This is a genomic window from Paenibacillus sp. FSL F4-0087, from assembly GCF_038020215.1.
In the GTDB taxonomy this organism is placed as follows: domain Bacteria; phylum Bacillota; class Bacilli; order Paenibacillales; family Paenibacillaceae; genus Paenibacillus; species Paenibacillus taichungensis.
The window spans coordinates 1,435,648-1,462,417 of sequence record NZ_JBBODJ010000001.1 but is presented as its reverse complement, the minus strand read 5'-3'; the positions used below and the strand labels follow the sequence as shown (position 1 = coordinate 1,462,417).

Sequence of the window (26,770 nt, the reverse complement as noted above, 5' to 3'; positions counted from 1 at the left end):
CATTATTCTTCTTGCACATTATAGAGCACACGGGCAAGCAAGTTCTGGCCGTAATTGCCGAAATTTTTGCCAAAGATCGTCAATCCGCGTTTGTTCACTGGTCCGTCTGTTACAGCGATTCGAAAGTGGATATCGCTTTTGTAATCCAGGCCAATCTCGTCCAGAGTTACATCGGAGATACGGCATCCATCAATGTAGCTGCCCTCTTGGGTGATACGGATCAGCTTCAGCATCCCGTATTGATTCAGATGCGGCGGCCACCAATCCGGATTGAACGTACCCCGGGTATTGCCAAAATCTCCTGGGCTTGTCCAACAGCCAATCTCAATGCCGTTAACGTAGAAATAAATATCCGAAGGGTAGTTATCGCAAAAACCTGGTGCTTCCGAACCCAATTCCATGGACAACTGGATTTCGCTGAACGTCTGGTTAGGCTTAAGGTAGTTGGGAATTCGATATTCCAGATAACCTTCGGCCAGCCAAATCATCTCCGCATCAATACGGAGCGGATCAGCAAAGTAGCGCGGATCATCGAACTCACCGACAATGCTGTCTCGGGTAGCGAGACCACATGTAGGAGCTGCCTGATAATCGCTATAATGACCTACCTGAATTTCAACCTCGTATCGGTTATAAATCTCCTGTGAACGCAGGTCCACCATTAGTTTTTCCTCATTGAGATAACATATCTTCTGAATTCCATGTTTGCCAACCGCAGTATTGATCTCAATCAGGCCGCTTTCTTCCAATTTCTTAATATGCATTGTAATGGCGCCATTGCTGAGCCCCAGTTTGGTTGCGAGATCATTGAGGTTAAGACTCTGGTTCTTGGCAAGCAGTTCAATAATCTGGATCCGAATTTCTGAACTGAGTGCCTTGAAAATATTAACGCCAGACATCAGATCTTTAATATAAATCATAGGTGGTTTTCCTTTCCACGTTCTGAACAAAGCCCTGCTGATCCAGGCTTCTGCACATTTATATGGTTTGTTTTAGATAATTATAAATGATTCCCCGTTGGAAGGGAAGGGCGGAGTAAAGGAAGCCAAATCCCTTATATACATAGCATAAATGGGCGGGATATTCATAAATTGATGAATATTTACTTTAGAAAATAACTTGAATCATTTCATATATATTTGAAATATACCATTGAAATGTGATGTAACCGCTTTTATAATCCTAGTATACCTAAATTGATTTAATACTTCATGAACCAAATTAACTATTTGCTCAGGAGAGGTGGACTCGATTTGGAAAAGGTCAAAGGAATGACAGGATTCAGGAAGAAACGTTGGGCATTACCTGCACTACTTGTACTTGTGTTGCTATTGGCGGGTCAGTCCCGGGCATTCGCGGCATTTTGGAATCTGAGCGGAGATATTGCCGTGCACGATCCATCCATCATCAAAGAAGGAAACTCATGGTATACCTTCTCAACAGGTCCTGGCATTCAGGTACTGAAATCGGATAACGGGTCCTCATGGTATCGGGTTCCGCAGATTTTTCTGAGCAAGCCATCCTGGTGGGCCTCTGCTGTTCCGGGACAGAGCGGTCTGGATGTATGGGCACCTGACGTTGAGCAGTACAACGGAAAAGTGTGGCTGTATTATTCCATCTCTACTTTTGGCTCCAACAGATCTGCGATCGGGCTTGCGTCTGCAACCAGCATTGGGGCAGGTCAGTGGAAGGATGAGGGATTAGTACTTCAAACCACAACCGCCAACAATTATAACGCTATTGATCCGAATCTGGTCATCGATGCTTCAGGCAATCCATGGCTAGCTTTCGGTTCTTTCTGGAGCGGTCTGAAGATTGTGAAACTCGACAAAAACACAATGAAACCGACCGGAAGCATATCCTCCATTGCGGCGCGTCCGAATAATGGTGGTGCCATTGAAGCTCCAAGTATTGTGTATCGAAATGGCTATTATTACTTGTTTGCCTCCATTGATTCTTGCTGCCAGGGCGTAAATAGCACGTACAAAATGGTCTATGGACGTTCAACGAGTATTACAGGTCCGTTTGTGGACAAAAACGGTGTGAGCATGTTGAATGGCGGAGGAACTATATTGGACTCTGGGAACGTCAAGTGGAAGGGACCCGGTGGTCAGGATGTGTATAACGGTAATGTGATTGCGCGCCACGCCTATGATGCTGATGATAATGGCAATCCGAAATTGCTAATTAACGACCTGCTGTGGGATTCCAGCGGATGGCCAACCTACTAATTTATTTTAAATAAATATAAAATGTTTTAATAAAGTATTGACTAAAGTGATCTGGATTTGATAAATTTAACAACAGAAATCTTATTTTACTGAATTGAATACGGTTACAAATCCAGATCAGGAGGGGTTCAGATGGTAAAGAAAAAAAGATTGGTCACACTTATGCTTCTAATGCTGGTAAGTGCACTTGTGTTTGCGGGCTGCGGAGGAAGCAGCGGATCAAGCGGGGACAAGGAATTGACATTCATGTTCCGGGGGGGCACGGATGAACAGAAGGCATATCAAGCCGTTGTTAAAAAGTTTGAAGAAGAGCATCCAGGTGTCAAAGTCAAAATTATCGTAACAGCTGCGGATCAATACGCAACCAAATTGAGAGCTGCCATTACAGGCAACAGCTTGCCGGACGTATTTTATTTTAACCCTGGTGATATAAAAGCCTATGTAAACAGCAATGTGCTAATGAACCTGACACCTTACATTGAAAATAATGCAGACGTAGATCTGGATAACATCTGGAAATATGGTGTGGACCTGTACCGCTATGATGGCAAAATGGCAGGTCAGGGTGATCTCTACGGCATGCCGAAAGATCTGGGTCCGTTTGCACTCGGTTATAACAAGACATTATTTGAAAAAGAGGGCATCCCATTCCCTGATAAGGACAAGCCTTACACATGGGATGAATTCATCAAGGTCAACCAACAAGCAACCAAGGATACGAACGGAGACGGTAAACCGGACGTATTTGGTACAGGCTTCAACGTACAATGGGCGCTGCAGTCCTTTGTATGGAGCAATGGTGCAGACTGGTTGGATGATAGCAAAACAAAGGTAACCATTGATGATCCGAAATTCGCGGAAGCACTGCAATTCTTTGCGGATATGCAAAACAAATACAAAATCACGCCTTCCATTGAGGAAGCGCAAACATTGGATACGTACCAACGCTGGATGAAAGGGGAAATGGCTTTCTTCCCAGTAGGTCCGTGGGATATGAGTACATTTGAGAAATTGCCTTTCGAATATGATTTGCTACCTTTCCCAGCCGGCTCTACCGGAAAATCCGCAACGTGGATCGGTTCCCTGGGTATCGGTGTATCGGCCAAAACGAAACATCCGGAAGAAGCAGCTGCATTGGTTAATTACCTCACAGCTTCCAAAGAAGGCATGCAGCAGTTGGTTGATGCCAAAGTTCAAATTCCGAATCTGCTTGATATGGCAGACGAATGGGCCAAGGATACTTCAACGAAACCGGCCAACAAACAGGAATTTATTGATATCGTAGAAGATTACGGCCGCGCACTTCCAGGTAACTACACGTACAATGCGGAGTGGTATGACATGTTCTTCACCGACATTCAACCTGTTCTGGATGGCAAGATTACAGCCGCAGAATATGTGAAGCAACAGCAGCCAAAAATGCAAAAGCTGTTAGACAAAGCGGTAGAACAAGAGAAGAAATCTCAGAAATAAAACATTTATCAACATGCTGAAATAATGGGACTGAAAAGATTGAAGGGTAGGTTCTAGAGAGAAGCAGCCTACACCAAATGGATAGAGCAGTAGATTCCGTGTTCAAAAAAAGGCGGTGCCAGCAGCCTGCTATCACGCTGCTGGCATCATTTTGGATTCCATACGGGCATGTTGCATGAATTGATCAAGAATGCAGGCATCCATCGATTCATGCAACATGCTGATATTAGAAACAGGGGTGAGCGCAGTGATTACAAAATCTAGTTTGTATCGCAAAGAGAGGCTGTACGGATATTTGTTTATTTTGCCTCCGGTTCTTGGTTTGCTGATCTTTGTTTTGTTCCCTTTCCTTTATTCCTTGTACGGTTCGTTTACGGATTGGGATGGATTGGGACAAATGAACTTTATCGGTTTAGCCAATTTTAAGGATTTGCTCACAGATGATCTTTTTTACAAAGCGATGTTCAACACCTTTTATCTGATGCTGGGTATACCGATTGGTTTGTTGCTTGCGTTACTGCTGGCGATGGGTCTGAATCGTAAAATTCCCGGCACAACGACGTTCCGTGTAATCTATTATATTCCGGTCATTTCTTCCCTCGCAGCGGTGTCCATCATGTGGAACTGGGCGTACAACGGGGATTACGGATTAGTGAACCAATTCCTTGATCTATTCGGTATTGAAGGCCCTAACTGGCTCGCTAACAAAGACACAGTTAAACCAGCCCTGATTATTATGACGGTGTGGAAAGGCCTCGGTTACACGATGTTATTGTATCTGGCTGCATTGCAAAGTGTATCACGTACATATTACGAAGCGGCAGAGCTCGATGGAGCGAACGGGTTCCAGATCTTCCGCAACATCACCTGGCCAATGGTGAAGCCGGTTACCTTTTTCCTCGTCGTTACGAATATTATTGGTGGTTCCCAAATCTTCACCGAAATGAACATTATGACGCCTACGGGTGGTCCTGAATATTCTTCCGCATCTATTGTCTTCTACATCTGGCAGAAAGCATTCAGTAACCTGCAAATGGGTTATGCCTCTGCGATGGCCATGATTCTTGGTATTTTCATTTTTGTCATTACCTTGGTGCAATTCAAAATGAACGAAAAATCAGCCTATGATGGGGATTAATGGTCTAGGAAAGGAGTGAACCGGAGATGTCTTACAGTCAAAAGAGGAAATTAACGAACTCTATCATTTTTATCGTTTTGGCGCTTGGTGCGATTGCGATGATTGCACCACTGATCTGGATGTTATCCACTTCCGTGAAGGAGAAACAGGATGTGTTCGCACTTCCGCCTGTGTGGATACCTGAAGTGTTCCAATTCGGAAAGTATAAGGAAATCTGGGAAGCAGGTCCGCTTCTCAGCGGGATCAAAAACAGCTTGATCGTGGCGGTCAGTGTTACCGTTGTCGGGACGTTTACGTCCAGTATCGCTGCCTTTGCTTTTGCCAAATTGAGATTTCCGCATAAAAACAAACTGTTTCTAGCATTGCTCGCATCGATGATGATTCCGTATCCGACAGTCATGATTCCGCAATTCATCATGTTCTCGAAGCTCGGGTGGGTGGACACACTGTTACCGCTTATCGTTCCAGGATTATTTGGTAACGTCGTCATGATCTTCTTCCTTCGTCAATACCTGCTTAGTGTACCTGATGCCATTATTGAAGCAGCGAAAATTGATGGTAGCTCCTATTTCCGACTGTACTCGAGCATTACGTTCCCGCTCATTAAACCGGCGATTGCAGCTCAGCTGATTCTCTGGTTCATGGGCATCTGGAACGATTATCTGGCACCAATTATTTATTTGAATTCACCAGAGAAGCAGACCTTGCAGCTCGTTATAGCGAACTTTAATGCCACGTATGCGATTCAGACGGATTATCCGCTTATTATGGCAGCGTCCATTGTTGCTCTGTTGCCAGTATTGATCATCTTCCTGATCTTCCAGAAACAGATTATTGAATCGGTAGCGATCTCTGGAGTAAAAGGATGAATCAGCGGAGAACATTCCACGGGTGGACGAATTCAGGAAAAGGAGTTGTTGCTTCCATGTTGCTTATGCTGCTGGTTGGGGCTACAGGCTGTTCTGGAGATGGAGCAGGGGAATCAGTTTCCCCGCCAGTCTTTCCGGATGCTCCCCAAGATACTCAATTGTATGATACCTCCATTCTGGACGACGAATCCCGTTGGACGGTGAACAATGCGCATGATCCGGCCATTATCAAAACAGATCAGGGATATTACGTTTATTCCACAGACGTTCGTGTAGCAGGGGAAGCGAAACCTGGTGTCATGGTACGCAAATCGGATGATCTGATCAACTGGTCATGGGTAGGTCAAGCGTTGCCAGGCATCCCCAAGGAAGCCCTCGATTGGACAGGTGCAGTTAACCTGTGGGCACCGGATGTGATTCAGGTTGGTGATACCTACCGAATGTATTATTCGGCATCGACCTTTGGTAGTACGCGGTCGGCTATTGGTTTGCAGACATCCTCGTCCCCGGAGGGTCCTTGGAAAGATGTAGGGTTAGTTGTTAAAACATCCGAGAATGAAAAGGATAAGTTGAATGCCATTGATGCCAATCCAGTCTTGGATGCCGAAGGCAATTCATGGATGGTTTACGGTTCCTTTTTTGACGGGATATACATTGCACCTCTCGATCCGGAAACCGGAAAGTTCAAGGAAGAGGGCTATGGTACCCGCATTGCCGCCCGTGATCGTGCTACGGAAGAAGGTGCGGTGGAGGGTCCATATATTGTGTATAACCCGGAGTTCAAAAAGTATTATCTATTCGTCTCATATGATTCCTTATTCGAAGATTATAACGTGCGTGTAGCCCGTGCTGATTCCATTACAGGCCCCTACACGGATGTAAATGGCATGAACATGCTGGATACGGAGCATCTGCCGCAATATGAAGTGGGGACCAAAATTCTGGGTGGTTATCGTTTCACCGAAGGTGAGGGCTGGGTTGCACCTGGACATAACTCCGTCCTTAAGGATGGCGACGATTATTATATCGTGCATCATGCGAGAGGTGAGACCGATAAAAACTGGCCGTATCTGCATGTACGTAAAATGCTGTGGACCAAGGACGGCTGGCCTGTTGTGTCACCAGAACGTTATGCAGGTGAGTACGCACAGGACATTCCGAAGTCGATGATCGCCGGGGAGTGGGAAGGCTTGGCTGTTGACCCGTCGGTGGACGGACAGGTTCAGGCAGTGCCTTACACCTTGCAAGCCAACGGCAAATTGAAAAGCGAAAACGGTTCAGGCAAATGGACGTTTGACGGCAAACAAACACTGACGCTGGAGTGGAAAGAAAGCCCGTGGGGCGGAGCTTCCACAGAAGAGCTCAAGTTGCTCCCGTCCTGGGACTGGGAGCGAAGCCAGCCTGCACTTGTGGTTACTGGCCTGAGCGACCGCGGCATTGCCGTCTGGGGCAAGCAGATTAGCGCAGCGGAGAAGTAGAGAGCCGCAGATATGGCTCGAAGTTTGGAATTTGAGCTGGCCGAGAAAATACGGTCAGCCATGCATTTAGTGGGGAGAGTCGACTGAGCGAAGCGGTCGACCCCATAGAGACAGAGCCACACCGATGGCTCGGAGTTTGGATTTGGTTCAGCGAGCACGGATAGAGCGAAGCCGATGCTTTCAAGGTGCACAAGTAGCGAAGGGGGAGGAAGGAGCCGAAGAAGCGACTTTGGCATCCGATTTCAACCGCCAAGAGCGGTGGAAAAAAGAAATCGGAGGACAAGAGAGCGACAAGGCCCTCCGACCTCGGAGCGTCCGCGGTGCACCAAGGGCTGGCCAAGAAAATGCGGTCAGCCAACATTTAGTGGGGAGAGTCGACTGAGCGAAGCGGTCGACCCCATAGAGACAGAGCCACACCGATGGCTCGGAGTTTGGATTTGGTTCAGCGAGCACGGATAGAGCGAAGCCGATGCTTTCAAGGTGCACAAGTAGCGAAGGGGGAGGAAGGAGCCGCAGGAGCGACTTTGGCATCCGATTTCAACCGCCAAGAGCGGTGGAAAAAAGAAATCGGAGGACAAGAGAGCGACAAGGCCCTGCCACCCCCGGAGCGTCCGCGGTGCACCAAGGGCTGGCCAAGAAAATACGGCCAGTCAAGCATTTAGTGGGGAGAGTCGACTGAGCGAAGCGGTCGACCCCATAGATACAGAGCCACACCAATGGCTCGGAGTTTGGATTTGATTCAGCGAGCGCGGAAAGAGCGAAGCTGTTGCTTTTGAGGTGCACAAGCAGCAAAGGGGGAGGAAGGAGCCGCAGGAGCGACTTTGGCATCCGATTTCAACCGCCAAGAGCGGTGGGAAAAAGAAATCGGAGGACAAGAGAGCGACAAGGCCCTGCCACCCCCGGAGCGTCCGCGGTGCACCACCAAAATAGTCTTTGCACTTTATCCATCAGCTTTTACAAATCTTCACTCCGAGCCATACACACACATTTGAAAGGGGAGCATTCCCATGACTGATTCCATTACATTTACCAATCCCATCCTTGAGCAGCGTGCTGATCCGTGGGTGTACCGTCACACCGACGGGTACTATTATTTCTCAGCTTCGGTGCCAGCCTTTGACCGGATAGAGATTCGGCGTGCACAAACGCTGGAAGAGTTAAGAGAGGCTGAGCCGGTAACGGCATGGCGCAAACGTGATACAGGACCGATGAGTGCCAACATATGGGCACCAGAAATTCATTATATCGATGGAAAATGGTACATATTTTACGCAGCAGCTCATACCAGCGAGACGAATGAAGGCCTTTTCGACCACCGGATGTATGTGCTGGAGAATGATTCTCCGAATCCACTGGAAGGTGATTGGGTGGAGAAAGGACAGATTCATACGCGCTGGGAGACATTTGCATTGGATGCAACTACTTTTGAGCATAAGGGAATTCGTTATCTGGTCTGGGCACAGAAGGATCCGGACATTGTGGGTAACTCGAACCTGTACATTTCCGCAATGGAAAATCCGTGGACACTGCGTGGTGAACAGGTCATGATCGCTACACCAGAGTACGATTGGGAGATCATTGGCTTCAAGGTAAATGAAGGGGCAGCAGTGTTGCATCGCAATGGCCGGATTTTCATTGGCTACTCGGCAAGTGCGACCGACTATAATTATTGTATGGGTTTGCTTACTGCGGATGAAGATGCCGACTTGCTTGATCCAGCGACTTGGGTGAAATCGCCAAAACCAGTATTCCAAACGTGTGAAGCGAATGGTCAATATGGTCCGGGTCATAACAGCTTTACGGTATCACCGGACGGCAAAACGGATATTCTGATCTATCACGCACGAAACTACAAGGACATCGAGGGAGACCCTCTCTACGATCCAAATCGTCACGCCCGCGCGCAGGTCATTCACTGGAACGAAGATGGTACGCCTGACTTTGGAGTCCCTGTTCCAGATGGGAAGGCTGCGGCTGAAGCGAAATAATAATTATGCTAGAGTTTTATAGTAAGCCCTTAGTCAGCGAGCCATGCTGATTAGGGGCTTTTACTTATGTACACATTGAAAAGGGAGACATGAAGACATAAAGACGGATACGAGGGTCTGCATATTAGCAACCATCCCCTGACCTCTGCGTATGAGGAGTATACAATTCGCTATATACATAACATTAGGAGGCCATATATGGATTCGCGCGAGACATTGGACCGGGAGCTAGAACAGATTTTAAAATGGGAAAAAGGGCAGAAGGACTTGTTTATTTGGGACAAAATTGGTCGTTTGCCATTTGCCATGCTGGATAAAGTTATGCCCAAAGCGCTGAAACAGAAGATTGGAGACTCGCTGAACGAAGTCGGTCAGTATGTGCAGAATGGTGGGAAATTTCTCGTTCAGAAAAAGAAGGTGGCGGAGCTACTGCAAGAGGAAGCAATCAAATCCGGTTATTCCATGAAGGCCGATACCTCTTACGATGAACAGGATGGAGAGGCAAAGGATACGACGAAAATTCACAGTGTGGAAGGATTACCGCTTGAAGTGCTGGATCGCACTGCTAATAACATTACGGACAGCCGAACGAGGTTTGCTGCTGCACAAGGGGCCGCAACAGGAATCGGTGGCATTGTAACGATTGCGGCGGATATTCCGATGGTGATGGGGCTTTCCCTGAAGGTGCTGCAGGAGATGGCGTTATGCTACGGATATGATCCTGACGAACCTCAAGAGCGCATATTTATCGTCAAATGTCTGCAATTCTCCTCGGCCGATATTGTGGGCAAGAAAGCAATTATTGATGAACTCGCCGATTACGATAACCCGGACAAGCAGGTTGAGGTTATCTCTCAAATGCAGGGCTGGCGGGAGGTTTTTAATTCTTACAGCGAATCTTTTGGGTGGAAAAAGCTGTTCCAGCTCATTCCGATTGCCGGTATGGTATTCGGTTCGGTGAGCAATAAAAATACGATTCGTGATGTTGCCGAAGCAGGAAAAATGTTGTACAAAAAACGACTAATCCTTCAGCGCCTTTCACAATGATGTCCATCACCAAAATTGGCAATGGGATGACAGATACTTGGCTCTGATCCTACGCTAACAAAACAAAAACGGGATGAAGCCCTAAAGGTATAGGCTTCATCCCATTTGCATTTGCATATGCTGGCGTTAATTCCAGCTTGGTTAACGATCTGACGTTACTTTTCATTAGGCTGTCTTAACAGCGTACTTTTGTTTCATTGTATATTGGAGCTTAGATTATATAGGATCTGTTATTCTTCGCTACCGTTCTCTTCCGCCCAACGGTTCAACAGCTTATCCGATGGAAGCAGGAAGGTAAAGATACCGATCAGTGGCAGGAAGCTGCACACTTGCATAACTGGAGATACGCCGAACACGTCGATCCAGTTCCCCAGCACGAGTGCCCCCAGACCGCCCATACCAAATGCCAGACCAGTAATCAGGCCGGAGACGGTCCCGATTTTACCTGGAATCAGCATTTGTGCATACACAACGGTCACCGAGAAGCTGGACAACATGATGAACCCAATAATACTCAGCAACACGGCTGTCCAGAACAGATTCGCATAAGGCAGCAGCAGCGCCAGTGGAGCGGCTCCAGCCATTGACAGGAAGATCATGTTGCGTTTACCGAAGCGATCTGCCAGTGGACCACCAAAGAACGTACCAAGAGCCCCAGCCGCCAGGAACAGGAAGATATAGATCTGTGCGTCCTCTGTGGACAAGTTAAATGTATCCTTCAGGTTAAACGCATAGAAGCTGCCGATCGAAGCGACATACCACGAACGGACAAAGACGAGCAGAATCAAAATGGTTATGGCAGCAGCAATCTTTTTACGTAATGCTGGATTGGGAGCACGACGAGCTGCAGCTTGTCTGCGCAAATATCCTCCCGATTGCAGCATGCGTCCATACCAGCGAGCAATGTAGATTTGAACCGCGATTCCCGCAGCTGCAATGCCCGTGAATCCGATGGCACCGAACAACCCAAACGGGATGAAAATCCATCTGGTGAGCAATGGAGCCAAGGATTGACCGGCGTTACCACCCACCTGGAAGATTGACTGAGCGAGACCCCGACGAGGCCCTGCGGCCATATGGGATACCCGTGAACCCTCTGGATGGAAGGCCGCCGAACCGAGACCAACAAAGATGACAGAGATCAGGACAGCCATATAACTGTCGGCGAAGGCAAGCAATAACATACCGGTAAACGTAAAGCCCATACCGATGGGCAGAATGGATGGTGTCGGTTTTTTATCAGCAAACCAGCCTACAACAGGCTGCATGATGGAAGCAGTAAAGTTAATAGCAAACGAAATCCATCCGATCTGCGTATACGTGAGATGCATGGAGTCTTTCAGAATTGGAAAAATAGCTGGAATGACAGATTGGATTGAATCGTTGAACAAATGGACCAGACTGATGGCAATTAAGATCCGGTAAACGGTACCTTGAGCATCCAATCCGGGTGGAGCTTTCGAACGCGCAGCGGCGTCTTTGGATAATGAATTTTGCATGGACATGAACAGTTCTCCTTTGGTCGCGGTCACGAGGGATCAGCGCCTGATGATGTGATGTGCCTAAGCATATTGTTACATAATAGGACAGATTTGAAAGGCCGACAAGGGGAACAGGTGAAATTAACGATCTCTTTATAATGTAAACTATTGATATACTTTAAAGATTCTACTATTAAAGTTCTACTAAATCAGAAATGATAAAGGAATGATCCATATGAAATCTCTATCACCATATGTTCTCGCCAAACGTAATTTGGCAATGACCATTCTATTTATGGCAGTCATGACTTTTCTGACTATCTATGTTGCATCGACGGCTCTGTACTTTGCTATCGGATTTTTTGTGGTTGTTCAGTCTATTGGTGTTCTTATGTTGAGACACTATATCAAGAAAGTGAAAGAACTGAAGGAAGATCATAACCCTTGAATGCGAGTCCGATCCATACGATTATTTCAAACGCTCACGTTCCATAGCATACAAAAAAACAAAAGCCGAACTTCGGCTTTTGTTTGCTCTATGATTTTATTTTATAAAATGTATCTACCAAAATTAACGATTATCAATCGTCTCCGGGTACATATCATGATTCATCATGCGATGCTCAGCCATTTGCTCATACCTCGTACCCGGTTTGCCGTAGTTGGTGTACGGGTCGATGGAAATGCCGCCGCGCGGCGTGAATTTACCCCACACTTCGATGAAGCGTGGGTCCATCAGCTTGATCAGGTCGTTCATAATGATGTTCACACAATCCTCGTGGAAATCACCATGGTTGCGGAAGCTGAACAGGTACAGCTTAAGTGACTTGCTCTCCACCATTTTCACATCAGGGATGTAGCTGATATAGATCGTTGCAAAGTCCGGCTGACCCGTGATCGGGCACAGGCTGGTGAACTCCGGGCAGTTGAATTTGACAAAATAATCTCGGTACGGGTGTTTGTTATCGAAGTTCTCCAGAATTCCCGGATCATATTCAAACGTATATTTTACGCCCTGGTTGCCCAGCAACGTTAGATCTTGCATTTCATCAGGTTGTCTCATGAATTCGTAAACGCTCCTTATTTCCGGCGACGCACGAAGCTTACCGGTATATATGATAGGCCATTTTAGCCTCTGGTTGTTCCCAAAATTACATCATGCCGCCCATTCCACCCATATGCCCATCAGACGCCGCGCTTGTTGCCCCACACAAGGGTATGCAGCTGTGGCAGTACACGAACGTCGTTCAGATCATCGGAAGCACTGACTTGATCAATCAGCCACTCATAACGGGCAAGCAGCGAAGACGCCAGATCTGGGGTATCAGCAGAAGTGACATCCGGGTTCCCGGTCTGCAAAAATAAATCCGTGCCCGGATACCGTGCATGCACACGGCGGGCATAGTCCAAGTCTGTCTCATCGAAAATTACGATCTTCAGACTGTGACTTCGTTCCACCGGGCGAACAGCCAGTCGGTGGATCAGATCATCCAGCACAGCCCAGTCAGTGTTCATGCCTGAGCTGGGAGGCTTGGGCGAGACGGTGACTTCGTCAATGTCCGCCAACCAAGTCTGCCAACGGGAGCCCTGCGTTTCTACCGCGGTGCGGATGCCGTTTTTTCCAAGCAGCTTAACCAATCCCCCCAGCGAAGCGAGCAGGGCAGGGTTGCCGCCTGAGATGGTCACATGGGAGAAGCGCGAGCCGCCAACGCGGCGCAGCTCGTTCCACACGTCCTCCGGCGTAATCATCCGAATCAGATCCTTGCCACTGCCGTCCCAAGTAAAGGCCGAATCGCACCAGGAGCATCGATAATCGCAGCCCGCGGTGCGGACGAACATCGTTTTCTGCCCAATAACCATGCCTTCACCTTGAACCGTCGGGCCGAAGATTTCCATCACAGGAATACGAGCCTCTTTGCTCTGTTCCGCACTACTCATCGATCATCCACTCCCGTCTAGCCTCGGCGTAACTGGTTGGCGTCTCGTATAAGCGGACAAACTCTGTTCTACCACCCTCAGTCAGTGCGGCATACGGTTCGGTCTGCAAGGCATGTTCCATCTGCTCGAACAACCAGACGACCATATTTTCAGCTGTTGTGTTCATGAGGGGAAGGGTTTCGTTCAAATACTGATGATCGAGATACCCTTCAATTTGTGTTTTCCATATCTCCTTGATATGGCCAAAATCAACCGTAAGTCCGGTCTCACCCGGATAACCGCTAATGCCAAAAACGACTTTATACGTATGCCCGTGCAAATTTTTGCACTTGCCTTCATAACAATGCAGATGATGCGCAGCGTCAAACGTAAACTCCTTGCTGACAAGCACACGTTTGCGATGATAGCGAAGCTGTGCAGGGAGGATATCTTCTCCAATCCGCTGCAACCGTTCAACAATACGAAATGTTCCCGGTTCTCTCATCGTACGTCCGCTCCCGCAGTTCCAACAGTAGCTGAATTCGTGCGTTGCTCCAGATAGCGATCCAGTCCGGCTTTGCGCAGTTTGCAGGCAGGACATTCTCCGCAGCCATCGCCGATAATCCCGTTATAACAGGTCAGTGTGCGCTCCCGCACATAATCGAAGGCACCAAGCTCATACGCCATTTTCCATGTTTGGGCTTTGTCCAGCCACATCAGTGGGGTGTGAATGACAAACGGGTAGTCCATGGACAGATTCAGCGTTACATTCATCGATTTCACAAACGAATCCCGACAATCCGGGTAACCGCTGAAATCCGTTTCGCATACACCTGTAACGAGGTGACGAGCCCCTTTTTGCTTCGCCATAATGGCTGCAAAACTGAGGAACAGCAAATTCCGTCCATCGACGAACGTACTCGGCAGTTCGCCTTCCTCATGAGTAATCTCTACATCTGTACGGGTGAGTGCATTGGGCGCGAGTTGGTTTAACAAGCTCATATCCAGTACCGTTTGCTGCACACCCAGATCGCGAGCGATTTCTGCGGCGCATTCAATCTCCAGCTTGTGTCGCTGGCCGTAATCGAAGGTAACTACCTCAACCTCAGCAAATTGCTGTTTGGCCCAGAACAAACAAGTTGTACTGTCCTGACCGCCGCTGAATACAACGACTGCTTTTTCTTCGTTCAACATAAAAAAACCTCTCCATCTTCTTAAGATCAATCCATGCACATAGGCACAGAGTGTCGGAAGAACAGAGAAGTTCATGAACTGGCATCCACCAAAAAACACACCTTCTCGTAAGCTGCTTCAAAAATGCAGGCACGATCTAGTGTCCTTAGTTTTTTACGTACGTTGTTACCTAAAATGTACGCAAGACTTATTGACCTTATTAAAGGTCGAGTCTTATAGAGGGAGTTCGCGAACCTCTCCCATGCCATAGGCATGGATTTTCTTCTTCAATTGTCCGGTACAGTATATCACATTTCCAATACGGTGAGCATGCTTTCCATGAGAACCCATTTATAACCGAGCCTAACGTCATCTGGACTTATTTGATCAATACATTTCCAAAAGGAATGACTTCTTTCAGAATCCGCTTAAATAAGCCTTCATCGTTCATATCCTGTTCCAGCCTATGATTTTCACGACCAGCCTGAAAAAGTACAGAGCCATGTCCTGTCATCTTCCAATGATAGTTCATATGCTGGCTGGCAAGGTTGTTCCCGTATACGGTAAGTTCAAGCTGCGCGTTCTCAGGATAGGCGATAATACTGCCTGCATCCACGTACAGTGGTGCGGTAGGGTGCAGTTCCTGCTGGCAGACCTGACCTTGTGTCAGCAATCCAATTTTGCCTTTGCCCGAAAACTTCATTTTCACGGCATCCCGAGTGATGAGCATGTTTTTGATTTTTTGAATTTTGGTGTGCATCGTGACGCCGTCAGAGTAGAAGAAAAGATGGCGGAAGTCGTACAGCAGATCGCTGTTCTCACTCAGTTCAACTTCCTTCATGGTGAAGCCGGGAGGCAGGGCGGCCACAAATTGACAAGGACCGGTAATTTCGGATTTGATCAGCTTTTTTTTGCGATAGATACCCGAAATATTCATAAATTTATCATTGCGACTGCTGCTTGGGCCGCGAAAAGCGACAATTTGCTGGGGATGGAGAATATGCAGGCGGTCGTCCTGGATCAACGAGAACGTGACCACTTGTCCGGCTCCGCCAGCTTCGGCATTATTCAGGTGTATGTGCATGCGGTTGCTCCTGTTCTTTTATACTCGGCCTGAACGGCGACGCATTCCCCAGCGCATCACTCGAATCAGAATAAAGTATCCCAATATGAGTGAAACGGCTGTGATAATCATCGTTTGAATGCGTTTGGCAGTTGCCGTTTTTGCATCCTGATCATTTTGCAGCTTGCTCACCATGTCGGTCAGTTTTTCGTTTTGCGCCAGCAGCAACTCGTTCTGGGCCTTGAATGCTTCGACATTTGCCTGGGCTTGTCCCAATTGGGCAGAAGTCTGATTCAACTGCTCCAGCGTCTGTTTATAGCTTTCCTGCAAGGCGTTCACTTCTCCAGGAAGCTCAGAGACTCTTTCCCACCCACTATAAATATCGGAGAATATATTGGCATTTGCTGCACTGACTGTAGAAGTCAAAGAAACAGTAAACAATACACATGTGGTGAATAACACCCGAATGAAATAACCCTGAATGGGTTTTGGCATGAATGGCACCTTCTTTCGGTTACATAATCGTTTGCCGATTTCGTCGTCATTTGTTGAAATACGGCTCTTACATTATACGTCAAAACCAGGACAATGGGTTCAAGATGATGTAGTTTTAATTACCCTATATGAGAATAAATCAATACATGTGGACAGGTGTTTAATTTCTAGGCCCCCGGGGTAATAGAAGGACAGAGCAGCACTGCGGACGGTCTTGACATCATTCTTTTACTTCAGCTCCAGGTGCCTGCTATTCATATTAACGAAATTTGTAATTTAATGAGTGAAAACAATATATCCGATTTTTAAGAAGATCGTGAATACGAAGGGGTAGAAACGTATGTACACAACTAAACAAGCTGCAACAACCAAAACGATTATGATCACTGTAAATGGTGAGCCAATCGGGCGTGAATTGATTATCGACAGTATTACTTATGCTCCGATTACAGAACCTGATTCTATACAAAATTCACACAAAATGGGAATGAATACTACTACGATTTAAGTTAGGACTTGTCATATAAAAGTGGTCTAAAAGCTTGGCATACTGCCAAGCTTTTTCGTCGTTTATTGTCGTAATTACACGGATTTAGGGACGAGAAACTAATATTATGGAAAAATTTCCTGCGAACATATGTTCCGTGACAATATAGTGTCCATTTACCCTGATAACTTAGAAGATAATACATATAAATCGGGGGAGAGACTACCAGTGAACTCAGTCTTTGAAGTATCTTATTCGTGGAATAGAGAGGCCATACCGACAGGGGGAGCGGACCCCGTATATATGATGGTAGAGTGGCGTAATGGATCCCCTGCCAAAAGACTCAGGAAAATAGCACCCAAAATTGTGTCGCGAGACTTGGAGCTTTTGCTCAAACCGGAATTTGGAATTCAGCTTAAAGGCATCTACGGCTGTCGTTCCAAAGAAACGGATATCGGTTGGGTTCTAAGACTTGGAGATGTATATAAGGGAGAGAGTAAACAAATTTTACTCGAATTCGCTATGGGACCTCGTGTATCGGGGAAAAGTGCCGTATGTTCAGCTTATTGGAGTACGCGAAAATTGAAACAAAGCCAGAGAGTACTGCTGCGCAGAGAACAGTTGTACATTCAGTACACCAGTCATCTGGGCATGCTGCGCCAGCCGGTAGATCCCAAGGTAGAGAAGACAATCAAATTAAATGAAACCGTTCCTTTGATTAAACAAGCTTTGCGCGCTTATGAAAGAGGTCGTACACAAGAGGGCAGCGACATGCTGCGTCGTCACGCAGATGCTCTGTTAATTGAAGCGGCACGAAAACAGGATCTGGATTATTATGCGGAAGCCGAAATTGTGGAGAAACTTCGGCACCATTACGGGATTACTTTTAATTCCATCGTTCATAATCGCGGAAAAACGATGTTAGGTGAATAGGGATAAAGAACTAGGGAAGTTGGTACGGAAAGGAATGTTTCTACATAAATTTTTGAAGGTGAAGTCAAGGAATAAGTCGAATGTACTAAACAACATAATAATAAAAAAATGGATGGAGTTGTATCGAATTTATTGAAACAACATCGTGGAGGGTCCGGCAAAATGACAGACCGACTGATCCGATTAATGCGCATTATTACTCTTGTGCAGGCCAAGCCGGGTATTCTGGCCCGTGAGCTTGCCGAGCGGTGCGAGACAACGGAAAGGACGATATACCGCGACATGGAGGCCCTCAGTGCAATGCATATCCCCATCGCCAATATGGGACACGGGAGAGGATACATGTTTATCAGCCATTTTGCCATGTATCCGCTGAATTGGTCTGATGAAGAAGCTCAAGCCTTTATGCACCTGGCAGAAGTCATGGAGAATATTCGTCCGTTGCTGAAGCCTGCTTTTGAGAGCGCGTATGAGAAAGTGGTTGCTTCGAGTCAGAAAAACAAAACAGAGCGAGTGGAATGGTCTGAGCAAATTGGCGGGTTGTTCAAGGTGGGTACTTCTGCTTGGCAAAATGAAAGTACCGAACTTCTGAATCATTCACTGGTGACCTTGCTTCAGGCCGGAATTTCCCAGAACACTATTGAAGGAGAATATCTGTTTCAAGGTAAAAAGGGGATTGCACGAATGGACCCCTACTGTCTTATTCCTCGTGAATACCGATTTGATCTGTTGGCGTATTGTCACCTGTCAGAGAAACTGAGAATATTTCAAGTGAACCGTTTGTACAGGGTTCGGATTTTGCCACGCACGTTCCGCAAAGATGACTACCTTTTACAATCTCACTTCCGTACGCCACAGGAACTTAGCGGCAGTACGGAGTGGACTGCTTTCAAAATCAGATTCTCACCGCACGCTGTGGAGCGTGTCATGCAGGAGCAGTTTTTTGCACGCCCCATCTTGACGATTGAACCGGAAGGCACGTTGTTGTTTGAAGCCATATTGAGTGATGAAGAAGGGTTTCTAACGTGGTTGTCTCAATATGGACCCGATGCCGAAATTCTGGAACCCGAGAAATGCCGCCTCATGATGAAAGAACGTCTGGAACGTTGGAGGGAGATCTACAACTGAACTTCAATGCAGATCATGGCTGGTCTGCCTTTGTTCAACATGCAATCGTAGTCCATTATTCTTTGGTCTTGAACAGGTGTGCAAGGTTACCGAAAGGGGAATCTTTCTCGTCATCTTCTACACTACTGGAATAGACCACTTTGGATGTGATGCCCTCATCATCAGCGGCGCAATTGGTTTCCAGTTTGAACTGATCAAATTGATGTATGAATACTTTGGCTGTATTAATCGCATCATCCAAAGCGCGGTGCTGAGTGCCATCGAATTCAATACCACACAGTTCAAGAGCCTGAGCGAGTCCAAGCTGACGGAATTTTCCTTCCTTGCGTACTGTGCGTGACCATTGCTGTTGAATATCATTGTGGTTGGTGATCCAGGCTACATCGAGTTGATGAGTGCGACAATGAGAAATCAGTTTGGCGCGGTCATCCGGTCCCCAGGAGCACATGTAATAGGATTCAGTTCCCATCCAGGCAATAAATTGATTCAGTGCTTCCGGAAAAAGAGGGGCTGCGTCAATGTCTTTCTGCGTAATACCCGTAAACTGAATCGTATCGGCGGACAGCACCGATTTATTGGATGGACGAACATAAGTGTGGAACGTGTCCGATACGTACAGGCCGTTCTCACCTTCCGTTACTTTGACGGCACCAATATCTATAATTTCAGAAGAGTAACGTGTATTGCGACTTACCGTGAATTCAAGATCGTAAATAATATATGGCATAGGACAAACTCCTTTATCAATTAATACATGGTTTCTATTTCTCTATATTACAGGGAACGCACGGCCATGTCAGCCATCGCCCAGCAATTCATGGAGAGTGAGTAATAACAGTTGGGGAGTGTTGAAGTTTCTTTTTATATGAAGTGTATAGGTTTGATATGCCTTTACATTGCAAAAAGGGGTCTTTATAATGGATAAAGTTAGGATGCAGTCCAAGTTTTTGTTGTCATTGTTATGCAAAATCGTAGGATCTTAATCATGACATGAGGCCGATATAATCAACATTTCCTGACATGGTGCAAACCGTTGGGGAGTGTTTTTTTTATGGACATTTTTATGGTCAGAGAGGAGGGGATAATAGCATTTTGTTGGAAGAATATCAGAGTTAGTGCTACATTATAGTTTTATGAATTTACATTACATAGTGGAGGATTAATTATTTTGGTTAGCAAAAAAATGAAAGCAACAGCAATTACGGCGGCTGTATTTATTATTTTATTTAGTGCAGCTTATGCTGCCTTTTATATCTGGAACAAGAACTATAAATTCAATAATAATTATGTATGGCAGCCATTGGAGACTGTACAATCTAGCACAACGCTGTCCGATTCTTATAACGTTATTGTTGCTGGAACTGATCCGGAGGGAATTACGGCTGCGTTATCTGCTGCCCGCAATGGGATGCGGGTATTGTTGGTTGAAGCAAGAGATCGCAACATGATGGGTGGGTTGATGACCGAAGGGGGACTTAATACGTTAGATTTGAATTACTCTCCTGATCAGCCGCAATGGTTGAGCAGTCTTCGACAGCCTGATTTTCTGAATAAAGGGATTTTCCAGGAATGGTTTGACCAGATTGAGGGCAGTTCGTTTGATACCCATACAGCGGCTAACGTATTCTATCGAATGATTCATTCCGAACCTAACATTGACCTTCTGATGAATGTCAAACATTTGGAGCCCATTACTGAGTCTGCCTTGGAAGGGCGAACTACAATTATGGGGATGAACATCACTAAAGAAGACGGAACCATTATAAAAATTGCAACACGTGCAATCATTGACGCTACTCAGGATGCAGATATTGCAGCTGCGGCTGGTGTCCCATATTCCATAGGTAGACAGGACATTGGAGATGGCAAGTCCAAGATGGTCTCTACGCTTGTATTTAAGTTAAGTGGTGTTACAGATGAAGTATGGCAGAAGTTCAGGGAAAGAGAAGGTACGGGCGTGGATAAAATGAGTGCCTGGGGATACGGTGATGCGCGAAAATATGAATCGACCGATCCGCAACGTATCAAGATTCGTAGTCTGAACATTGGGAGACAAAACGATGATACCATCTTGATCAATACGATGCAGATCTTTGGAGTAGATCCGCTGAATCCGGCATCTGTGAAAGAAGGACTGGAAATAGGGCGGAAGGCAGCTCCTTTGATCGTTGATTTTTTGAAGAAAAATTACGAGGAGTTTGCAGGGCTTGAATATGCCGGAACGGCCAATGAGCTCTACGTGAGAGAATCACGTCACATCTATGGTGAGTATCGTCTGACACTTGCTGATGTTATGGAGAATCGAGATCATTGGGATGCAATTGGTTATGGTTCATACGATATCGATATTCAGAGCACGAGTGTGGGCAATCCCGGTACCATTATGCTGAGTCCAGTTCAATATGGTGTACCTTTCCGTTCGCTTGTCCCATTGAAAGTTGATGGTCTGTTAGTAGTAGGACGAGCAGCAAGTTTTGACACGATTCCACATGGAAGCGCAAGAGTCGTCCCTCTGGGGATGGCTACTGGAGAAGCTGCTGGAGCAGCGGTCAAATTGGCATATGTACATAAAGAGTCCTTCCGGGAACTCTCAGCTTCCGAGGAGCGTGCAACCGAATTGCGTAAGATGCTGGAGAAACAAGGCATGGATCTGTCGATGCATAATTTTGAGAAGCCCGAGTACATGGAGCATAAAGATTATAGGGGGTTACTTGCTGCCGCGAGTATGTACATGGCCTCAGGTAATTATAATAATGATGGTTGGGATCTGGATACGGGTATGAATCCGGAACGATACTTAAGTAAATTGAAAAGATTGCAAGCCATGTTTCCAAGCTTTTATACAGGCAGTGCAGATAAAGTTGTTGTGAGTATGAAGAATGCTTCCGCTTTACCTTTAACTCTGGATCAAGCCGCGTATATGATATGTTTGGCAATGGGAGCTACTGAAGCTGAAACTACACCTGAATTGGCACTCACTCAATTGCAAATGCAGAACTTCGTAAGCAAGGACACGCTTGCTGGTATAGCAAACAAAAACGAGCTTACAAATGGAGAGGCGTACATGCTCATCCGTGATGTGGTGGAATATTATTCGGGGGTAGTATTTGAGTGAATGGTTGACAATTTCTTGTAAATACACTATGGTGATCAAAATGATAACAGCGATCAACGAGGACATAATTACGTCAGCCAGCTTCTACAGAGAGGAAACCGCTTAGTGCAAGGTTTCTGTTGCTGTTTCGTTATTCCTACCTCGCGAGCTGCGGAGGAGAAGGCCCGAACGGCCTGTAACCTTCGCCGGATGGGCCCGTTATGCTCTGAAGGACTGCATGTTCACGTTTTGTATAGGTTGCAAACGGAGAACCGGTTTATGGTCAATGCCTTGATGATTTGATGGCAGAGTCGACCGGCAAAGTGCAGTTAAATAAGGGTGGTACCACGACACATTCGTCCCTTGACGGATGTGTTTTTTTGCTGTTTATAACCAGATTAACAATAATGAATAGAAGAATAAGGGGTGTGACAAGATGCGTCAAAGTGAAATGCTTGTTCCAACATTACGTGAAGCACCAGCAGAGGCAGATGCAGCAGGGCATCGCTGGTTATTGCGCTCGGGAATGATTCGCCAACTTGCAGCAGGGATATACAGTTACCTACCCTTGGGACGTCGTATCTTGCTGAATGTCGAACGAATCGTTCGGGAAGAAATGGACCGTGCAGGATGTCAGGAAGTATTGTTGCCAATCATGCAGCCTGCTGAGCTATGGGAAGAATCCGGAAGATATACACAGTATGGCCCTGAGTTGATGCGTCTGAAGGATCGCCATGCACGAGAATTCGCCCTGGGTCCTACCCATGAAGAAGTTGTGACTGCACTAGCTCGTGACGAGGTTAATTCCTATCGGAAGCTGCCGTTTACACTTTATCAGATTGGAACCAAATTCAGAGATGAACGTCGTCCAAGATTTGGATTGCTGCGGGGACGGGAGTTCATCATGAAGGATGCGTACTCTTTTGCTTCCGATTGGGAAGAGCTGGATCGCACCTATCAGTCCATGAATACAGCATATTCGCGCATTTTGGAGCGTTGTGGACTGGAATATATTCGAGTGGAAGCTGATGCGGGCACCATTGGTGGTCAGGGGGAGACCCACGAATTCATGGCACTTGCTGATGTTGGAGAAGATACGATCGTAACCTGCAAACACTGTGGATATGCCGCAAATCTGGAGAAGGCGGGGTATCAGACTTCTAAATCTTCTGTTAAGAATCCAGGAAAAGCGGAAGCTTCTGCTGACCTAAAAATGGTTGAAAAAGCTGATGGGAATACCGAGGGTGACACGTTGGTTCGTATCCAAACGCCAGGTGTACGTACGATCAATGAGTTAAGCGCCTTTGTGGGCAAGGATGCCAAGCACATGATCAAAACATTGCTTTATCAGGCCGATGGTCAACTGGTCGCTGCACTTGTTCGTGGGGATCATGAAGTGAATGATATTGCGCTGAAGCAGGTATTGGGTGTAGAGGAGCTGATTCTGGCTGATGAAACTGCCCTTGCAAATCATCCGAAATTAACTGTAGGTTTCCTGGGTCCCATTGGACTGGATCTGTCGATTGTAGTAGATGCGGATGTAGCTGCAATGGAACGTGCCATTACAGGAGCGAATGAAGTTGATGTACACTATTCGAATGTAGTTCCAGGTAAAGATTTTGCTTTGGACAAAGTAGATCGAATCCGTTTCGCTGCTGAAGGTGACGGCTGCCCAACCTGTGGAGAAGCGCTTGTATTCACAAAAGGAATAGAAGTGGGGCATATCTTCAAACTGGGAACCAAGTACAGTGACGCTATGGGAGCATCCTTCCTGGATCGCAATGGACGGCAGTGCGCACCTGTAATGGGTTGTTACGGTATCGGTGTGTCTCGTCTGATGGCCGCTATTGCTGAACAATATGCCGGAGAAGATGGTATCCGTTGGCCGTCAGCCATCGCACCTTATCATGTACATCTGATCCCAATGAGCTGGAAGGATGAACATCAACGCGAACTTTCGCTGGAACTGGAACAACAACTATTAGATGCCGGATACAGCGTACTAGTAGATGATCGTGATGAACGGCCAGGGGTGAAGTTCAAGGATTCGGAATTAATCGGTTTGCCTGTCCAGATTGTTATTGGCCGAGGTGCAGCAGAGGGACAGGTGGAATTTGGATCGCATGTTCTTGCAGCACGAGGTGAATCCAAACGAATCAGTCTGTCGGCACAAGAGGCTGTAAGTCAGGTGAAGGAACAGCTATAGTCCGGAATTAAAAACATATATCCTTATGAAACCGTGCTACGTGCCTCTATATAATAGAACGATGTATAATAGGTCCGGATATTATGCGGTAAGAGTTGTTTGTGGTTATGTAACGGATTAAAGCATTAAAAAGAGGGCTATAGTCATGTAAGAATGCAACACTATTTGCGTATTGTCATACCAAATAACTAGAATTTGAAAAACTGTATTCTGTATACAGTCGGTTTGTCCATAAGAGCTTCAAGCGTACCATGTCAGGAATCTATGCATGTGCAAATACGCAAATCATGGAACGAGAAATATAGCGTTTTGAATGTGAAATAACCGCATGAGAGTGGCAATTTGGGATATTTCTTCTATAGTCCATGGTAGAGGGCATGGGATGAAGAGATTTCTTAAAGTGGCTTTGGGGATTTATTTTTGCAGCAAAGCTATATTCATGAAAACATAGAGTGTACAACTCGGTAGGTTAACTACGGAGTGATGTAATAAGTAAAATAGAAAAGGGTGTCCATCAGCCGGTTATGGCTTGAGGGACACCCTTTTTTTTGAATCTTATTGTGCAAATATCTGCTCTTCTCAGAACTTAAGAGGCTGCAGGCAGTTTCAATTGCTGACCTGGATAAATCCAGTGTGGATTTTTGATCTTATTCAGCTTTTGCAGAGCTTGCCAAGTGGTACCGTATTGTTTGGAGATGGAATACAAGGAATCTCCGGATTTTACAACATGCACTTTGGCTGGAGCTGGTTTGCTTGGCGTCGGTTTCGACGGTGTTTCTGGTTTTGGTGTCTCTGGTTTCGGTGTAGTTGGAGCTGGTGTTTCCGTTACTGGAGCTTCCGGTTCAACCGCAGGAGCTTTTGCTTCCTTAATTCGACCATCTGTTTTGATATCTACAGCGCCCAGTTTTTGCATGTATTCGATCAACGCTTCATCCATAGCACCGTACATGCCGGACGTTGTGTATTTTGCAAACATCGTGTACTCATCACCGCCAACAGCAGTGAAATCATTCGTAGCCATGGTGTACGTTGCTTTTGGATCAAGGGCTTTATCTCCGATCATGACGGAGTGTACACGGCTGCCTTTTGCAGCGGAAGAATCAATGCTGAATGTCATTCCGGATACTTGTGGGAATCCGCCACTTGGTTCTGGATAAGATCCTACACCGTTTTCAAGGGCTGCGATTACATCGGAGCCTGTTACTTCAAGCGTTACAACCTGATTACCAAAAGGAAGGACAGTAATGATATCACCTTTAGTCACGATACCTTTTTCAATAGAAGAACGAATACCGCCACCGTTGGTGAGTGCGATATCGGCTTTGCTGACGTCACGGATGGCATCTGCCAGCAGGTCACCCAGGTTCGTTTCACCTGCGCGTACTTGTTCACGTTTGCCGTCCAGCAGAATCGCTGTATTGGCTACTTCTTCTTTCAGAATGGGTTCTTGTTCTTTCTGAATGGAGTTCACCAATGTGGCAACTTTCTCATTTGGTTTGATGTCTTTTGCTTCCGTTTCATCAATCAGTGTAGCTTGTTTTTTCGTTAGTTTGCCGCCGTCAACCCACAGGTCGATCACGCCTACAAAGTTTGTATATTCTCCAGCGCTGGCGATCAATGTTCCGTTATCGGATACAAGTCCATCTTGCAGAACCGTATGGCTATGACCGTCGATGAATACATCAATGCCTGGCACTTCTTTTACAACTTTGAAGCTAGTATCGGTGCTGGACGCGTCTTGTCCAAGGTGTCCCAATACAACAACAACATCTACTTTGCTGCGAATTTCGTTCACAAGAACTTTGGCTTCCGCAGTTGGGTCTGTAATATCAAGACCTTCCACATTTTTCGGATTTGTTTTGTACATCGTTTCCGGTGTAGTCAGTGCAATGATACCGATCTTCACGCCGTCTACTTCTTTAATGAGATAAGGCTCGAAGAGACGAGTTCCGTCTTTCTTTTTCACATTGGCACTGAGCATGGGGAAGTTCATCATATCCGCAAGTTCGATGAGGCGCTCGGAACCGTAGTTGAATTCGTGGTTACCCGGTACAATCGCCTGATAACCAATTTCGTTCATTACTTTGACAATGCTCTCACCGTTAACGAGTGTAGCAAAGGTTGTACCATGCACTGCATCTCCGGCATCCAGCAGAAGGGTATTTGGGTTTTCGCTACGGTATTTGTCCGCAATTCCAGCAACTTTGGCGAAACCCATCGCAGGTGAGGACTCAACTGCGCGTGCGTGCGTGTCATTCGTATGTAGAATAGTAATGTGCTTACCTGTGCCCGGAGTGGTATCCGTTGCAGCAGCGGCAATGCCTACACTGCCAAACAGCAAACAGAGCGTTAGCATAAGTGAAACATAAGTCTTCCAGATTTTCATATAAATCAGTAACCTCCCCAAAATAATAATCTACGTGAGCGTTTACACAACTCATGTTGTATTTTACCAGACTACTATTAGGAAATCTCGCTATTCACGTAAAAATAGGTAACCTGAAAGTGACATCTGATTTTCAAAGTGGAAGATTAAGAGAGAATTTCATTTCGAAGGAACGTATGTTCT

25 protein-coding genes are annotated in these 26,770 nt (G+C 46.3%); 15 read left to right on the top strand and 10 right to left on the bottom strand.

Translation table 11 applies throughout. From position 1 onward, the window contains the following. Positions 1-2 precede the first annotated feature (2 nt). Positions 3-920 (bottom strand): ArsR/SmtB family transcription factor, encoded by a 918-nt coding sequence (locus tag MHB84_RS07075; protein ID WP_076290172.1) that lies wholly within the window; start codon positions 918-920, stop codon positions 3-5. A gap of 351 nt (positions 921-1,271) precedes the next feature. Between MHB84_RS07075 and MHB84_RS07070 the strand changes: the two genes are divergently transcribed. The 9 genes from MHB84_RS07070 to MHB84_RS07030 all read left to right on the top strand — a co-directional run bounded on the left by MHB84_RS07070 (position 1,272) and on the right by MHB84_RS07030 (position 10,224). After that, on the top strand, positions 1,272-2,231 hold the full coding sequence (locus MHB84_RS07070; protein ID WP_179087193.1) for a glycoside hydrolase family 43 protein: 960 nt from the start codon (positions 1,272-1,274) through the stop codon (positions 2,229-2,231). A 132-nt stretch (positions 2,232-2,363) separates the two neighbouring features. Then, positions 2,364-3,704, top strand: a complete 1,341-nt coding sequence (locus MHB84_RS07065) for an ABC transporter substrate-binding protein (RefSeq protein WP_076290171.1) — start codon at positions 2,364-2,366, stop codon at positions 3,702-3,704. 247 nt (positions 3,705-3,951) lie between these two features. Then, positions 3,952-4,842, top strand: a complete 891-nt coding sequence (locus MHB84_RS07060; RefSeq protein ID WP_062324023.1) for a carbohydrate ABC transporter permease — start codon at positions 3,952-3,954, stop codon at positions 4,840-4,842. Positions 4,843-4,868: 26 nt separating this feature from the next. Beyond that, on the top strand, positions 4,869-5,711 hold the full coding sequence (locus tag MHB84_RS07055) for a carbohydrate ABC transporter permease (protein ID WP_076290170.1): 843 nt from the start codon (positions 4,869-4,871) through the stop codon (positions 5,709-5,711). 56 nt (positions 5,712-5,767) lie between these two features. Next, positions 5,768-7,189 carry an arabinan endo-1,5-alpha-L-arabinosidase gene (locus MHB84_RS07050; protein ID WP_076290441.1) on the top strand — a complete coding sequence of 474 codons (1,422 nt, stop codon included), beginning with the start codon at positions 5,768-5,770 and terminating at the stop codon, positions 7,187-7,189. Between the two features lie 124 nt (positions 7,190-7,313). Then, the gene (locus MHB84_RS07045) at positions 7,314-7,571 is read left to right on the top strand and encodes a hypothetical protein (RefSeq protein ID WP_341143018.1); all 258 of its coding nucleotides are present in this window, start codon (positions 7,314-7,316) and stop codon (positions 7,569-7,571) included. 37 nt (positions 7,572-7,608) lie between these two features. Continuing rightward, positions 7,609-7,851, top strand: a complete 243-nt coding sequence (locus MHB84_RS07040; RefSeq protein WP_341143017.1) for a hypothetical protein — start codon at positions 7,609-7,611, stop codon at positions 7,849-7,851. A gap of 345 nt (positions 7,852-8,196) precedes the next feature. After that, positions 8,197-9,177 carry a glycoside hydrolase family 43 protein gene (locus MHB84_RS07035; protein WP_076291434.1) on the top strand — a complete coding sequence of 327 codons (981 nt, stop codon included), beginning with the start codon at positions 8,197-8,199 and terminating at the stop codon, positions 9,175-9,177. Positions 9,178-9,375: 198 nt separating this feature from the next. Further along, positions 9,376-10,224 carry an EcsC family protein gene (locus MHB84_RS07030; protein WP_076291435.1) on the top strand — a complete coding sequence of 283 codons (849 nt, stop codon included), beginning with the start codon at positions 9,376-9,378 and terminating at the stop codon, positions 10,222-10,224. 230 nt (positions 10,225-10,454) lie between these two features. On the opposite strand, the gene MHB84_RS07025 is transcribed toward MHB84_RS07030, so the two are convergent. Beyond that, positions 10,455-11,723 carry an MFS transporter gene (locus tag MHB84_RS07025; RefSeq protein ID WP_076291564.1) on the bottom strand — a complete coding sequence of 423 codons (1,269 nt, stop codon included), beginning with the start codon at positions 11,721-11,723 and terminating at the stop codon, positions 10,455-10,457. Positions 11,724-11,940: 217 nt separating this feature from the next. Between MHB84_RS07025 and MHB84_RS07020 the strand changes: the two genes are divergently transcribed. Beyond that, on the top strand, positions 11,941-12,153 hold the full coding sequence (locus MHB84_RS07020; RefSeq protein WP_076291436.1) for a hypothetical protein: 213 nt from the start codon (positions 11,941-11,943) through the stop codon (positions 12,151-12,153). 123 nt (positions 12,154-12,276) lie between these two features. Here MHB84_RS07020 and queF read toward each other — a convergent pair whose 3' ends face one another. From queF to MHB84_RS06990, 6 genes are all read right to left on the bottom strand, one after another. Further along, on the bottom strand, positions 12,277-12,768 hold the full coding sequence (gene queF, locus MHB84_RS07015; RefSeq protein ID WP_076291437.1) for a preQ(1) synthase: 492 nt from the start codon (positions 12,766-12,768) through the stop codon (positions 12,277-12,279). Positions 12,769-12,890: 122 nt separating this feature from the next. After that, positions 12,891-13,643: a 7-carboxy-7-deazaguanine synthase QueE gene (queE, locus tag MHB84_RS07010; RefSeq protein ID WP_076291438.1), complete on the bottom strand. Its 753-nt coding sequence runs from the start codon at positions 13,641-13,643 to the stop codon at positions 12,891-12,893. Further along, on the bottom strand, positions 13,636-14,127 hold the full coding sequence (gene queD, locus MHB84_RS07005; RefSeq protein ID WP_063564568.1) for a 6-carboxytetrahydropterin synthase QueD: 492 nt from the start codon (positions 14,125-14,127) through the stop codon (positions 13,636-13,638). Before queD ends, queE begins: the two co-directional genes overlap by 8 nt. Next, on the bottom strand, positions 14,124-14,813 hold the full coding sequence (gene queC, locus MHB84_RS07000; RefSeq protein ID WP_076291565.1) for a 7-cyano-7-deazaguanine synthase QueC: 690 nt from the start codon (positions 14,811-14,813) through the stop codon (positions 14,124-14,126). The genes queD and queC overlap by 4 nt, the downstream gene beginning before the upstream one ends. A gap of 361 nt (positions 14,814-15,174) precedes the next feature. After that, positions 15,175-15,879: an AIM24 family protein gene (locus MHB84_RS06995; RefSeq protein ID WP_063564567.1), complete on the bottom strand. Its 705-nt coding sequence runs from the start codon at positions 15,877-15,879 to the stop codon at positions 15,175-15,177. Between the two features lie 18 nt (positions 15,880-15,897). Then, complete coding sequence (locus MHB84_RS06990) at positions 15,898-16,353, bottom strand: hypothetical protein (protein ID WP_024632428.1); 456 nt, start codon at positions 16,351-16,353, stop codon at positions 15,898-15,900. Between the two features lie 340 nt (positions 16,354-16,693). Here MHB84_RS06990 and MHB84_RS06985 point away from each other — a divergent pair, with 340 nt between their 5' ends. The 3 genes from MHB84_RS06985 (at position 16,694) to MHB84_RS06975 (ending at position 18,901) form a co-directional block, all read left to right on the top strand. After that, on the top strand, positions 16,694-16,861 hold the full coding sequence (locus MHB84_RS06985) for a hypothetical protein (RefSeq protein WP_175383635.1): 168 nt from the start codon (positions 16,694-16,696) through the stop codon (positions 16,859-16,861). Between the two features lie 207 nt (positions 16,862-17,068). Next, positions 17,069-17,773: a hypothetical protein gene (locus MHB84_RS06980; RefSeq protein ID WP_076291439.1), complete on the top strand. Its 705-nt coding sequence runs from the start codon at positions 17,069-17,071 to the stop codon at positions 17,771-17,773. A 162-nt stretch (positions 17,774-17,935) separates the two neighbouring features. Then, entirely contained in the window at positions 17,936-18,901 is a 966-nt protein-coding gene (locus MHB84_RS06975; RefSeq protein WP_076291440.1) for a helix-turn-helix transcriptional regulator, read from the top strand. Positions 18,902-18,956: 55 nt separating this feature from the next. Here the strand turns inward: MHB84_RS06975 and MHB84_RS06970 are convergent, their stop codons facing one another. Next, positions 18,957-19,628, bottom strand: a complete 672-nt coding sequence (locus MHB84_RS06970) for a 3'-5' exonuclease (protein ID WP_076291441.1) — start codon at positions 19,626-19,628, stop codon at positions 18,957-18,959. A 441-nt stretch (positions 19,629-20,069) separates the two neighbouring features. Between MHB84_RS06970 and MHB84_RS06965 the strand changes: the two genes are divergently transcribed. Then, complete coding sequence (locus MHB84_RS06965; RefSeq protein ID WP_256716913.1) at positions 20,070-22,016, top strand: FAD-dependent oxidoreductase; 1,947 nt, start codon at positions 20,070-20,072, stop codon at positions 22,014-22,016. Positions 22,017-22,431: 415 nt separating this feature from the next. Then, on the top strand, positions 22,432-24,201 hold the full coding sequence (locus MHB84_RS06960; RefSeq protein ID WP_076291442.1) for a proline--tRNA ligase: 1,770 nt from the start codon (positions 22,432-22,434) through the stop codon (positions 24,199-24,201). Between the two features lie 586 nt (positions 24,202-24,787). On the opposite strand, the gene MHB84_RS06955 is transcribed toward MHB84_RS06960, so the two are convergent. Then, positions 24,788-26,587: a 5'-nucleotidase C-terminal domain-containing protein gene (locus MHB84_RS06955; RefSeq protein WP_076291443.1), complete on the bottom strand. Its 1,800-nt coding sequence runs from the start codon at positions 26,585-26,587 to the stop codon at positions 24,788-24,790. Between the last annotated feature and the right edge of the window lie 183 nt (positions 26,588-26,770).